This is a genomic window from Psychrobacter sp. ASPA161_9, assembly GCF_051970275.1.
In the GTDB taxonomy this organism is placed as follows: Bacteria; Pseudomonadota; Gammaproteobacteria; order Pseudomonadales; family Moraxellaceae; genus Psychrobacter.
Genome location: NZ_JBEFNI010000001.1, coordinates 629,307 through 641,660, shown reverse-complemented (window position 1 = coordinate 641,660; position 12,354 = coordinate 629,307). Strand labels below are relative to the sequence as shown.

The following is a 12,354-nucleotide window of genomic DNA, read 5'->3' as shown; positions in this document are numbered from 1 at the left end:
GCTAAGACTGGCTATCTGCAGCAGCCAATTGTGATTGTCCTATCCAGTAGCGACTAAACTGATAAGCGACACGCCCCGAACGTCCGCCACGCTCCGATGCCCAACGCAGTGCCGCCGCTCTAATGGTTGCATTAAGTTCTTTATCAAGCTCTTCGTCAACCGCTTTGTCATTGCTATTGTTATCACTATTAGCATTCATAACATCACTAGTAATTTGTGCTGGCTGCAAGCTTAGATAATGCTGAACAATCTGTAAATACGTTTGTTGATTCATTGGATAGAATGATAACCACAAACCAAAGCGATCAGATAGCGATACTGTCTCGTCAATGGTTTCATAAGGATTGACCTCATCGGTGTTTCCATCATAAATATTGACGTTGTCTTTCATCAGCTGGGGCAATAAATGTCGGCGATTACTAGTCGCATACACCAGTAGCTTATCTTGCTCAGAATCGAGCGAACCATCCAACACACTTTTTAGCGTACGATAGCTTTCGTCCTGACCGTTAAATGCGAGATCATCACAGTACACCACATAGCGACTACCGCAATCGGCCGGTAGCTCGTTGATGGCTGCGCGAATCTTGTCGAGCACCAATAAATCATCGCGCGCAATCTCAATAACGCGTAAGCCTTCGCTATGATAGGCTTGCAGTAATGCTCGAATCAGCGATGATTTACCTGCGCCGCGTGTGCCTGTCATCAACACGTGATTGGCTGGATAGCCTTTAAGGAACTGGCGTGTGTTTTGTACCAATTTTGACTTTTGGGTGTCGATACCGTGTAAATCATCTAAACTCAAAAATAAGTTAACGGCTAACGGCTCTAAATGTCCCGTGCGACCACCAACCCAGCGATACGCCAGCTGTGCAGGATCAATTTTAATAGTTGGGGTCACGTGCTCTTCTAAATATTGACTTAATAAGTCCAATAAAGGGGCAGGTAGGGCGTAATTAGTAGATGGTTTATCAGTAGACGAATTGGTTGGTTGGGACATAATGACTCTAATAATCAAGGGTACGTTTAATTTAGTTTATAACGGTTCTATAAGGGCTGAGTGATACCATGAAAAATAGTGCCAGCAATCCGCCTACAATACAAGCGATAACGCAAACCTTGCGTATGCAAGCGGAAGAGCTATTGCCAAAAGTTAGTAATGTGCTGACAAAGCTAGGCTATCATGAGATAGCACATCAACGTATTAGCCAGCAAAACAATGACCAAAAGCGGCATGTTAAAGCAACTAGCTATCAAGGTCTAACGCGTGCAAGCCATTCGCAGTTTGGTCGTGTCATGATTAAATGGGAGCTTAGTCATGACATTAACCATAAGTTGTCTACATTAAGCCATGAAGTTGCGGCCTTAACTGCTGTGAGTCATTCCCAGTCGACTCAAGCTATAGCACCACCAGTATTAGCTTTCGAAACCGTATATGTGAACGTTTTACAGCAAAGATGGCAGCTTAATCTCCTTGCTATGCCGTACTATGAAAATGGTAGCTTAGCGTCGCAGTTAAGTAATAAGAAATACCCATTATTAAGCGATGAAAAAAAACAGCAAATCATAAAACAGGTTGCGCGCTTGATAGCCAATCTTCATAAAGCTGGATGGCTACATAATGATATTAAACCGAGTAATGTTTTGCTAGATATTTTTCTGCAGAATAGTGCGGATAATAGCAACATAATGCCTAATTTGCTGTTGACTGATTTTACATTAGCAGAGAATGTTGATAAGCCCAGCACAGCAAATCCTGCAGGTACGCCAGCTTATCTCGCGCCTGAGCGCTGGCAAGGGCAGGGCGCAACGGTACAAAGTGATATCTACGCATTTGGAATAATGCTGTATGAAGTGCTAACAGGCGCTCGACCATTTAAAATTGATAATCAAAGTTGTGAGTCGTTAAAAGAGTGGGCGATTCAGCATTGCCAGCAGTCTATTCCAACCTTGCCGCTAGAGTATCAGGGCTATCAAGGAATTATTAATAAGGCATTAGCGAAACGAGTAGAGAGGCGGTATAGAAGTATGGAAGAGCTGTTGAAAGATTTGGAAAGTGTTTAAGTCAAAAACCAAATCGTAGACACAAAAAAACCTGCTAAAAAGCAGGTTCTAATATTTGGTCTAAGATGTACTATCCGAAAATGGTGGGGCTGGAGAGACTCGAACTCTCACACCTTGCGGCGCCAGAACCTAAATCTGGTGCGTCTACCAATTCCGCCACAGCCCCATTTTCGTTACTCTATCATCAAAAGCGTTTAAACTCAAACACCATCTAGATAAATAACTGATTCGGTAGTGCGTCTCAGTGGTTGGCTATTATATAGAGTTTGAATAGTTTGGCAAGACCTTTTTGCAATTAATTTTAAATTAAACGTGTTTTTTTGCATGATTAATTATAAGTGATTGATAATATTATGATTTATAAGTAATTATTTTTATAACCATAGTGATACTTCTACTGGTGAACCGTATCTAATTCTTATTACTCTTCTGATCGATTGTCTGATGAGCCAATATCGAGTAGTTGAAGCTTACGGGTTAATGTGTTGCGTCCCCAACCTAATAAATTGGCTGCCGCAATCTTTTTGCCGCCACTATGAGTAAGCGCCGCGTCCAGTAATACGCGTTCGAAATCAGGCGTTGCTGTCTGTAAAATATCGGTTTCGCCCGCTTGTAGAGATTCTTTCGCCCAGTCTGCGAGCACTTCTTGCCAAGTTAATGTGGTAACCGAGTAAGAGGTAGGCTCTAAAGGCTGCATTAAGTCATTATGATAAGCGTCATTATGTGGCTGATTAGATTGTTGCTGCAAGGAATGATGATTATTAGCCAAGAGCTCAGGTGGTAAGTCTTCAATCAAAACTGTGTCGCCAGTTGCCATGACCGTTAGCCATAAGCAGACATTTTCGAGTTGACGCACATTACCTCGCCAGTCAAAGGCTTGCATGAGACGTAGTGCTTCAGGGTGCAGCTGCTTTGGTGCAGTGTTCATTTGCTTAGCAGCGCGCTGCATAAAGTGTGCGGTAAGGGCGGGGATATCCTCACGGCGTGCTCGTAGCGGTGGTAATGGCAAACGAATGACGTTGAGACGATAAAATAAATCTTCGCGGAATTTGCCTTGTTGTACAAGATTTTCTAAGTTTTGATGAGTCGCAGCGATGATACGCACGTCAACTTTGATAGGCTGTTGACCACCAACGCGATAAAACTCACCATTCGCCAATACTCGCAGCAAGCGTGTCTGTGTACTAAAAGGCATATCACCGATTTCATCTAAAAATAGCGTGCCACCATCTGCCTGTTCAAAGCGGCCTTGCCTGCGCGTAGTAGCGCCTGTAAAAGCGCCTTTTTCGTGCCCGAATAGTTCAGACTCTATCAAATCATGTGGAATGGCCGCCATATTAAGTGCGATAAATGGCTCTTGCTGCCTTGGTGAGTGCTGATGTAAAGCGCTGGCGACCAGCTCTTTGCCAGTCCCTGACTCGCCAGTAATAAGAACAGTGATAGGAGAGTGTGCTAATCGCCCGATTGCTCGGAAGACCGTCTGCATGGCCTGCGACTGTCCAATAATGCCGTTGGGATTGTTGTTAGACTTATCAGTAGTTTTATCTTTTATTAAATGCTTATCTTTGATCTCATTGTTAGAGCCGCTAATCGGTTTCGTTTTTAGATTAAGCTTGTTCTCTTTTTCTGCCTGAGCTTTGACATCGGCTTCGGCTTGCTTATTATTTATATGATTAGTCGGCTGATAATTGATAGCTTTATAAATCGTTGCGACCGCATCATCTAGATCAAAGGGTTTAGGCAGATATTCAAATGCACCTGTCTGATAGCTGTTGATAGCAGAGGTGAGATCTGAGTGGGCAGTCATGATGACAATAGGCAGCTGAGGGAAATGCTTATGCACCCATTCACTAAACGATAAGCCATCCATCATCGGCATACGGATATCAGTTAATATCACATCTGGCAACTGCGTCGCTGATTCGTGCTGTTGTAAGATATCATTAAGCTGGGTCCATGCTGCCTGCGCTTGCGTAAAGCTGACAACCATAAAACCAGCGTCTTCAAAATTATCCGCCAATACTAAACGCAATGCCGCATCGTCATCAATTAGCCATAAAGTCGCAGGGTTGTCGTTGGGTGCATTATTGACCGTTACTTTGCTTGCTTGCTCATTTGTTAGTTCATTATTCGATGTTTTATTATCGCTTTTAGGTTTATAGTTGTCGTTATATTCAGTCATGTATCAGGCCTAATGAGCAATTATTTCAGGGTTATTATTAGTAATTCAGGATTGGCATTAGCTTTTTATTTAGCCGTTATATTTACGCGTTAAGTGTTGGCTGATTAAATGGTAAATACAGCGTAAAGCATGTTTTTTTGGATTGACTATGATTCTTAAATTGAGTGGAGCTAACGTCAATCATACCATGATGTCGGCTGATAATATCTTGAACGATAGACAGCCCTAAGCCTGTACCAGCTGCACGGCTGGTTACCATCGGGAAAAATATTTGCCCGATTAGCGCTGGGTCAATTCCTGAGCCGTTATCGGTAATAGTGACTTGCAGCACTTGTTTGTGTTGCTGACTGCCAATAGTATGCTGAAAAGCAACGCGCGTTTGGATATGCAATTGTGGTTTATAATTATCATCATCAGCTTGAATGTCGGTCACTTTTGCATTATCGGACTCAAAGTTATTTACCGAATGCTGCTCTGTCATTGCCTCACAAGCATTATTCACTAAATTTAAAAATACTTGGATTAATTGGTCTTTATCCGCATTCAGCTCAGGTAAAGATAAGTCATAATCACGTTTTAAAGTTACTTGTGGATAATGACTCATAACCAAGGTAAGGACATGCTCCAGCGGCTCATGAATATTGACAGCTTGCCAGTTTGGCAATTGATTAGAGCCAAGAAGTTGCCCGATGAGCTGGGTTAAACGATCGGTCTCTGAGATAATAATATCGGTATAGCTACGCAGCTTTTCAGTGGTTTTTTGCAGATTTTTATTAATATTTGGTTCAGTGATAAGAGAAGGGCTTTGATTGTCAAAAATAAAAGTGTCACTGAATTTGATGAACTGCCGCTGTAATAATTGCGCTGCACCGCGTATACCAGCAAGCGGATTTTTGATTTCATGGGCGACCGAGCGCAGCATATGACGGGCAACGTTATATTGTTGCTGCTGACGTTGTTCTTCTGAGATGCGACTTTGTCGATCCTTGCCCCACATCTCAATGATAAAAAAAGGCTGCTGCTCATAAATGACTGGGGTTACACTATAATCCACTGAGAGTGATAAATTGCCATTCAGCGGTGTGCTGATAAAGTGATCATGATCGATGAAAGGTTGTTGATAGCGTTTTGCTTGATGAAATCGTTCTGTCAAAGAGCAAGTTGGTTCATTGATACCTTTACCAATACTCTTATCAACATCAACATTGTTATTATCACTATGGTTTCTATTATCTGCTGACGTCAACTCTTCGGGTGCAAGCAGCGTCAATATTGATTGATTGAGCAAGCGTCCACTGCTAATAGCCAGTAATTGCTCAGCTTGGGCGTTTAACCAAGTAATTGATAGTTCATCATCGACCCATAAGATAGCTGTGAACAAATGCTGTGATATAAATACTAAGTCAGGTGTTGGTTTTGCGGGTATCAGATTGGTTGTCATGGCTATTGCCTAGGATGAAGGAATACTCAATATAATATTTAACCATAAATCAACACTATAGAGCGGCAAAACTGGCGATTTTTGTAAAAAAAACGTACAATGCGCACAGCCAATTTATCTCTAGCAAGGTCAGCCATGCCCAATATTTCTACCGAGTCGATTAATACGACCATTACCACCTCACAGCCAGCTTCTACACCAAAAGACACTGCCACCATTTTTAATCCTGCTAAGCTAAATATAGCGCAAGAGCAGAGTCAGGCAGATACTAGCCAACCTTACCATCATAAAGCCAACCACAATCAAAACCGTAGCATTGAGCAAAGCAGCAATGTGGTTTCAGCTACGTCGAATAAAGCGACAGCAGCAACTGCTAATGCACCAGTTAACGCAGCACCGAAGATTGGTTTTGTGTCACTAGGTTGCCCAAAAGCATTGGTGGATAGTGAGCGCATTATCACTGAGCTGAGCCGTGATGGTTATCAAGTGGCGAGCGACTACGAAGGTGCAGACCTAGTTGTGGTGAATACTTGCGGCTTTATTGAATCAGCGGTACAAGAGTCGCTTGATGCAATCGGTGAGGCGATCAGCAAAAACGGTAAAGTTATCGTCACAGGCTGCTTGGGTAAAGAGGCGGATAAAATCCGTAAAATGCACCCAGCCGTCTTAGCAGTGACCGGTGCGCATGCTTATGATGAAGTGATTACAGCAGTTGCACAGCATGTACCCAAGCCAAATCGTAGCCTAGATGCAAACTACGATCCGAAAATAGATTTGATCAATGAAGCGGGTATTAAATTGACCCCAAGCCATTATGCTTATCTAAAAATATCAGAAGGTTGCAACCATCGTTGTACTTTCTGCATTATTCCAAGTTTGCGCGGTGACTTGGTTTCGCGTCCGATTGATAATGTGATGAATGAGGCGATGGCGCTTAAGAATGCTGGCGTGAAAGAGTTGCTCATTATTTCACAAGATACTTCCGCTTATGGGCTAGATCTTAAATATAAGACCAGCTTTTGGAATGGTATGCCGCTTAAGTCGAAATTTTATGACTTATGCCAAGCGCTAAATGACTTAGGTATTTGGGTACGTTTGCATTATGTCTATCCGTATCCGCACGTGGATAAAGTTGTTGAATTGATGGGCGAGAAAAAACTGTTGCCATATCTCGACATTCCCTTTCAACATGCCAGCCACCGCATCCTAAAGGCAATGAAGCGTCCGGCACATAGTGAAAACACCTTGGCACGTATTCATGCTTGGCGTGAAATTTGCCCTGATATCGTCATTCGTTCAACATTTGTTGTCGGTTTCCCTGGTGAGACGGAAGAAGACTTCCAATGCTTGCTTGATTGGCTGGTCGAAGCACGCCTTGATCGCGTTGGCGCTTTTACGTATTCAGAAGTAGAAGGTGCGGTTGCTAATGATCTGCCCGATCACGTACCTGAAGACGTCAAGCAATCTCGTTATGAGCGTTTAATGACGCTACAACAAGACATATCAGCGCAAAAGCTGCAAGAGAAAATCGGCAAAACTTTAACCGTCTTGGTTGATGAAATTGATTATGATGAAAATGTTGCTATTTGCCGTAGCTATGCCGATGCACCAGAGATTGATGGTCATGTGTACGTTGACGATATCACCGCCAAAGTGAAAGTCGGAGCGTTCTTAACTGTCACCATTGATGATGCTAGCGAATATGACTTATTTGCCAGTTATCAAGGCTAATTGCATATTATAAAAGCGCTGCATGATTTTTGAGTGTTGCTGCCCAATAAATAGCTAAATGAAAACCCATCGTTCATTAAAGTTGAAAATTGCCCAATCGTGGGCAGTTTTTGCTACAATTAGCGCAATTTAGCCTACTTGCCTATTTTGGACTGCATGTCTTAACCTGTGTTCCAACCTTATTGGTTTTAACCATAAATTAACGATAAAAAAGGTGCCCTCATGTCTGACAAAAATCCCCGTTACTCTCGCATATTGCTCAAATTATCTGGTGAAGCCTTAGCAGGCGGCAAAGATATGGGTATTGATACCGAAGTGCTCGACAAGATGAGTTTGTCTATCGCGCACCTGCGTGGTCTTGGGGTACAAGTCGGCATCGTCGTCGGCGGCGGTAACTTATATCGCGGCGCGCAGCTACAAAAAGAAGGCCTAGTTGGCCGTGTCACTGGCGATCAAATGGGTATGCTAGCTACAGTTATGAATGGTCTTGCGATGCGTGATGCCCTTGAACGCCGCAACATCAAAACGCGTTTGATGTCAGCGTTGCCGATCGGTGAAGTAACCGAAAGTTATAGCAGCCGTAATGCGATTCGTTATCTCAAAAATGGTGACGTTTGTATCTTTGTCGCTGGTACTGGTAACCCTTTCTTTACTACCGATACCGCCGCTTGTTTGCGCGGCATTGAGATTGAAGCGGGTCTTATTCTAAAAGCGACCAAAGTTGATGGCGTCTATGATAAAGATCCAAGCTTACATAGCGATGCTGTCAAATACGACGGTTTGACCTTTGATGAAGTATTAGAACAAAAGCTTGGCGTGATGGATTTGACCGCTATTGCATTATGCCGTGAGCACAACGTACCGCTACAAGTCTTCGATATGACCAAGCCTAACGCTTTATTAAATGTCATTATGGGCGAAAATGAAGGTACGCGCGTTTATCATTAATTAAGAATAATAGTTTATAAACAGATAGATAATAACTAACTGTTATAAATTACCGTAAAATAATAGCTAATGAACACCTAATAACCTAACAACATTGAGTATTATCGGTATCGATAAATAAGGACACATAATGATTAATGAGATTAAGAAAGACGGCGAAGCTCGTATGGCCAAGACTTTAGAGGCGCTTGAGGGCACTTTTAGTAAGGTTCGTACTGGTCGTGCACACCCAGGCATGCTGTCAGGCGTTATGGTTAGCTATTATGGTGCAGATACACCGCTTAACCAAGTAGCGAGTGTCAACGTTGAAGATTCGCGTACGCTACTAGTGCAGCCATTTGAGCGCACTATGGTGCAAGCGATAGATAAAGCCATTCGTGAAGCAGATTTGGGTCTTAATCCAATGACTGCCGATGTGATTCGCGTACCAATGCCAGCTTTGACAGAAGAGACTCGCCGCGATATGCAAAAACTTGCGCGTGGTGAAGCTGAAAACAGCCGTGTTTCTATCCGTAATATCCGCCGCGATATGATGAACGACATCAAAGATTTGGCAAAAGAAAAAGAAATATCTGAAGATGAAGAGCGCCGTGCTAGTGATGATATTCAAAAGATCACTGATAAGTTCATCGAGACTATAGATAAAAAACTTGATACTAAAGAGACTGAGTTGATGGCAGTATAACTGTATTCTTCTTGGTGGTAGTTTAAATAGACAGTCAGTAGCCTTTTATTACTATTGGCTGTCTATTTTTATATATGTTGATTTATAAGTATTAAGTGCAGTGCTCCATAACAGAGACCTTAATATTATAAACTGATGATTTCCGCTTATGATAAATCTGTGGAATTTAGGCGCTAGACTTTTTAAATCTGATAGCGCAGGTTATGATAAATGCAGCGTTTTTAAGCCAGCTTCTTAAAACAGTATCGCTGACAAATTTACCTTTATAATAAGCAGTATAGTCCATGTCTACTTCAGCCCCTTTGGGTTCTATCATTATCCCTCGTCATATCGCTATCATCATGGATGGCAATAACCGTTATGGCAAAGCAAATGCTTTAGGTCGCGGTGAAGGACATATTGCCGGCAAAGATGCACTAGATCCTATTGTTGAGTATTGTCTAGATACTGGCATTGAGGTGCTCACAGTATTTGCATTTTCAAGTGAAAACTGGCAACGACCGCCAAGCGAAGTGGCGTTACTTATGCGTCTGCTGACATCAACGATTCACGAGCAAATGCCGCGAATGAATAAGTACCGTATTCGGCTACGTTTTATTGGCGACCGCAGTCAGCTCGACAATGACTTACAAGCGTTGATGCTGGATGCAGAAGCTAAAACGGCACATTTTGAAGCGATGACACTAGTGATTGCTATCAGTTATGGTGGTCAGTGGGATATTGCCAATGCCGCAAAACAGTTGGCTCAACAAGTTGAAGCGGGTAATTTACGTGCTGAAGACATTGATAATGATTTGCTAGGTAAATACGTACAGCTAGCCGATGAGCCTGCCGTGGATATGTTAATAAGAACAGGTGGTGAATATAGAATTTCCAATTTCTTATTGTGGCAATCAGCCTACGCAGAGCTATTCTTCACCCAAACATTGTGGCCAAATTTTGTTGCAGATGAACTTGCAGACATGATTAAAGAGTTTGCGCAGCGTCAACGCCGCTTTGGTAAAACCAGCGAACAAGTTGAGACGCAGGCATTGCGCTAGTTAACGGATTTGTATTAACTGTTATACTATAGTACTGAGCAAATGTTTCTTATCACTATAAGGCCTGACTGGTATGTGGCAACGGATTAAAACAGCAATTATTTTAATTATTATTGTTGGGATTGCACTGTTTGCAAGTCAAACGCCCATCTTCTTTGCACCGTTACTGGCGATTGGGGTAACCATTGCTGCGCACGAATGGACGAAGCTCATGCCTGCATGGCGTCAGCCTGTCGTTTTTGTAATGATGGTGCTAGCCATAACTTTGATATCCTTGATGCTTGAAGTCACATGGGTACTTTGGTGGGTGGCGTCTTTAATCATTTGGCTAATGGCGTTATCTTGGGTCGGTAAGTTCCCTACGCATACTAACTGGTATGGCAAAAAGCTGAGTTTGATGGGGGTGGTGATATTAACCGCATCGATCACTGCGATGTTTTACTTATGGCAGCTGTCAGCATGGTGGCTGATGTATGTATTCTTATTGGTATGGTGTGCAGACAGCGGCGCTTACTTCGTCGGGCGTAAGCTAGGTCGGCGCAAAATGGCACCCAATGTTTCTCCAAATAAGAGTATGGAAGGGCTGGCTGGTGGGTTGGTTACAGGCTTGCTAGTGGTTATCGTTATTAGTGTCTTTAAACTACAGCTGACTGGTGTGGCTTTGGTTGCCTTTGTCGCGCTCTCTGCAGTGACGATTTTGGCATCAGTATTGGGTGATCTATTTGAGTCAATGCTTAAACGCCGTGCCAAAGTAAAAGACTCAGGGACCATTCTACCGGGTCATGGGGGTATTCTTGATCGTATTGATTCACTATTATCCGCTACTCCGATATTTGCGCTCGGTTTTTGGGGTCTGCAACACTTAGGGTTAATAGTTGCATAAACTTCCAAGAGCTTCCAAGTATCTCAGTCTGTCCATTTATCTTTAATTTATACTTTAAAAAGTCAGCAATGAATTGTTGCTGACCAAATATTTTTGACATTCAATTTTGTCTTCATTTTTGAATAACAACTTTTTAACAATATTCATGGGCATTGATAGTTATGACGCAACGCATCGCTGTACTTGGCGCAACGGGCTCTATTGGTGACAGCACGTTAGCAATTCTAGCGTCGCATCCACAAGACTATGACGTCTATGCTTTATCAGGTCATCAGCGTTTAGATAAACTATTTTCACTATGCCAGCAGTTTGAGCCGACACGTGTGTGTGTGTCGACGGCTGATGTCGATAGTTTTGCTAAGCGACTTGGCGTGGCAGGCTTAACGATTGATGTGGTAGGTGGTGATAATGGTTTAATAGACATTGCAACCGATACGCAAGTAGATACCGTGGTCGCAGCCATAGTCGGGGCGGCAGGACTGCCATCGACATTAGCTGCTGCGCGCGCTGGTAAGCGTATTTTGCTTGCCAACAAAGAAGCGCTCGTCATGGCAGGACAAGTAATGATTGCAGCAGTCAAGAGCCATAATGCCACCTTGTTACCTATTGATTCTGAACACAATGCAATTTTTCAATGCTTGCCGACGTCTATTCAGCAAAACAATACTCAGATTCATGAGCCAAGCCATGGCGTACGAAAATTGTGGCTAACCGCTTCAGGTGGACCATTTTTACAACAGTCTTTTGAGCAAATGCAGCGGGCAAGTGTCGCCGAAGCAGTCAAACACCCAAACTGGTCGATGGGTCAAAAGATATCGGTTGATTCTGCAACGATGATGAATAAGGGGTTAGAGCTAATAGAGGCCTGTCATTTATTCGATCTACCAGAGAATAAGATAAATGTGGTTATTCATCCACAAAGTATCATTCACTCAATGGTAGAATATAGCGATGGTAGCTTTTTAGCGCAGCTTGGCAGTCCAGATATGAAAACGCCAATCGCGCATGCCTTGAGTTATCCTAAGCGTATTGATAGTGGCTCACAGCCATTAGATTTATATGCGTTAAGTGGGTTGGAGTTTATCGAACCTGACTTACAGAAATTTGCTTGTCTTCGTCTTGCACGTCAAGCCATGCAGGCAGGTACGCAAGCTACTATAGTACTGAACGCTGCTAATGAAATTGTAGTCGCTGCATTTTTAGCGGGACAGTTGCGATTAACTGATATTGCTGAGATTAATGAACGAGCGTTAACCGAGATACAAGTGCCACTATTAGATGAAAATGCTGATATTGAAGATATTTTGGCGATTGATAAAATAGCACGGCAACATACCGAAGCGCTTGTCGCTAAAATGGTATAACCAGATTCAGAGCAAC

Annotated in this window: 10 protein-coding genes and 1 tRNA gene; 7 read left to right on the top strand and 4 right to left on the bottom strand. The window is 42.8% G+C overall.

Features of this window, described 5'->3' with window-relative positions:
• Nucleotide 1 precedes the first annotated feature (1 nt).
• Nucleotides 2-1,000: an ATP-binding protein gene (locus tag ACTQ9S_RS02405; protein ID WP_440453581.1), complete on the bottom strand. Its 999-nt coding sequence runs from the start codon at nt 998-1,000 to the stop codon at nt 2-4.
• Between the two features lie 68 nt (nt 1,001-1,068).
• Here ACTQ9S_RS02405 and ACTQ9S_RS02400 point away from each other — a divergent pair, with 68 nt between their 5' ends.
• Nucleotides 1,069-2,064, top strand: a complete 996-nt coding sequence (locus ACTQ9S_RS02400) for a serine/threonine-protein kinase (protein WP_440453579.1) — start codon at nt 1,069-1,071, stop codon at nt 2,062-2,064.
• Between the two features lie 81 nt (nt 2,065-2,145).
• Here the strand turns inward: ACTQ9S_RS02400 and ACTQ9S_RS02395 are convergent.
• From ACTQ9S_RS02395 to ACTQ9S_RS02385, 3 genes are all read right to left on the bottom strand, one after another.
• Nucleotides 2,146-2,230, bottom strand: a tRNA-Leu gene (locus ACTQ9S_RS02395).
• Nucleotides 2,231-2,485: 255 nt separating this feature from the next.
• Complete coding sequence (locus ACTQ9S_RS02390; RefSeq protein ID WP_440453577.1) at nt 2,486-4,246, bottom strand: sigma 54-interacting transcriptional regulator; 1,761 nt, start codon at nt 4,244-4,246, stop codon at nt 2,486-2,488.
• 82 nt (nt 4,247-4,328) lie between these two features.
• Nucleotides 4,329-5,687, bottom strand: a complete 1,359-nt coding sequence (locus ACTQ9S_RS02385; protein WP_440453575.1) for a two-component system sensor histidine kinase NtrB — start codon at nt 5,685-5,687, stop codon at nt 4,329-4,331.
• 135 nt (nt 5,688-5,822) lie between these two features.
• Here ACTQ9S_RS02385 and rimO point away from each other — a divergent pair, with 135 nt between their 5' ends.
• From rimO to ispC, 6 genes are all read left to right on the top strand, one after another.
• Nucleotides 5,823-7,418, top strand: coding sequence for a 30S ribosomal protein S12 methylthiotransferase RimO (gene rimO, locus ACTQ9S_RS02380; protein ID WP_068036370.1), 1,596 nt, complete (start codon nt 5,823-5,825; stop codon nt 7,416-7,418).
• A gap of 222 nt (nt 7,419-7,640) precedes the next feature.
• Nucleotides 7,641-8,366 (top strand): UMP kinase, encoded by a 726-nt coding sequence (gene pyrH / locus ACTQ9S_RS02375; RefSeq protein ID WP_068036369.1) that lies wholly within the window; start codon nt 7,641-7,643, stop codon nt 8,364-8,366.
• Between the two features lie 130 nt (nt 8,367-8,496).
• Nucleotides 8,497-9,051, top strand: coding sequence for a ribosome recycling factor (gene frr, locus ACTQ9S_RS02370; protein ID WP_068036368.1), 555 nt, complete (start codon nt 8,497-8,499; stop codon nt 9,049-9,051).
• Between the two features lie 284 nt (nt 9,052-9,335).
• Nucleotides 9,336-10,091 carry a polyprenyl diphosphate synthase gene (gene uppS, locus ACTQ9S_RS02365; protein WP_068328241.1) on the top strand — a complete coding sequence of 252 codons (756 nt, stop codon included), beginning with the start codon at nt 9,336-9,338 and terminating at the stop codon, nt 10,089-10,091.
• A 73-nt stretch (nt 10,092-10,164) separates the two neighbouring features.
• Nucleotides 10,165-10,974 (top strand): phosphatidate cytidylyltransferase, encoded by an 810-nt coding sequence (locus ACTQ9S_RS02360; protein WP_440453573.1) that lies wholly within the window; start codon nt 10,165-10,167, stop codon nt 10,972-10,974.
• A 161-nt stretch (nt 10,975-11,135) separates the two neighbouring features.
• Complete coding sequence (ispC, locus tag ACTQ9S_RS02355) at nt 11,136-12,338, top strand: 1-deoxy-D-xylulose-5-phosphate reductoisomerase (RefSeq protein WP_440453571.1); 1,203 nt, start codon at nt 11,136-11,138, stop codon at nt 12,336-12,338.
• The last annotated feature ends 16 nt before the right edge of the window (nt 12,339-12,354 follow it).

What these genes read in the sequence shown, in the direction of transcription:
- rimO (WP_068036370.1), top strand. Translation starts at nt 5,823, where the DNA reads ATGCCCAATATTTCTACCGAGTCGATTAATACGACCATTACCACCTCA.
- ACTQ9S_RS02390 (WP_440453577.1), bottom strand. Translation starts at nt 4,246, where the DNA reads ATGACTGAATATAACGACAACTATAAACCTAAAAGCGATAATAAAACA.
- ACTQ9S_RS02400 (WP_440453579.1), top strand. Translation starts at nt 1,069, where the DNA reads ATGAAAAATAGTGCCAGCAATCCGCCTACAATACAAGCGATAACGCAA.
- ispC (WP_440453571.1), top strand. Translation starts at nt 11,136, where the DNA reads ATGACGCAACGCATCGCTGTACTTGGCGCAACGGGCTCTATTGGTGAC.
- frr (WP_068036368.1), top strand. Translation starts at nt 8,497, where the DNA reads ATGATTAATGAGATTAAGAAAGACGGCGAAGCTCGTATGGCCAAGACT.
- ACTQ9S_RS02360 (WP_440453573.1), top strand. Translation starts at nt 10,165, where the DNA reads ATGTGGCAACGGATTAAAACAGCAATTATTTTAATTATTATTGTTGGG.
- uppS (WP_068328241.1), top strand. Translation starts at nt 9,336, where the DNA reads ATGTCTACTTCAGCCCCTTTGGGTTCTATCATTATCCCTCGTCATATC.
- pyrH (WP_068036369.1), top strand. Translation starts at nt 7,641, where the DNA reads ATGTCTGACAAAAATCCCCGTTACTCTCGCATATTGCTCAAATTATCT.
- ACTQ9S_RS02385 (WP_440453575.1), bottom strand. Translation starts at nt 5,687, where the DNA reads ATGACAACCAATCTGATACCCGCAAAACCAACACCTGACTTAGTATTT.
- ACTQ9S_RS02405 (WP_440453581.1), bottom strand. Translation starts at nt 1,000, where the DNA reads ATGTCCCAACCAACCAATTCGTCTACTGATAAACCATCTACTAATTAC.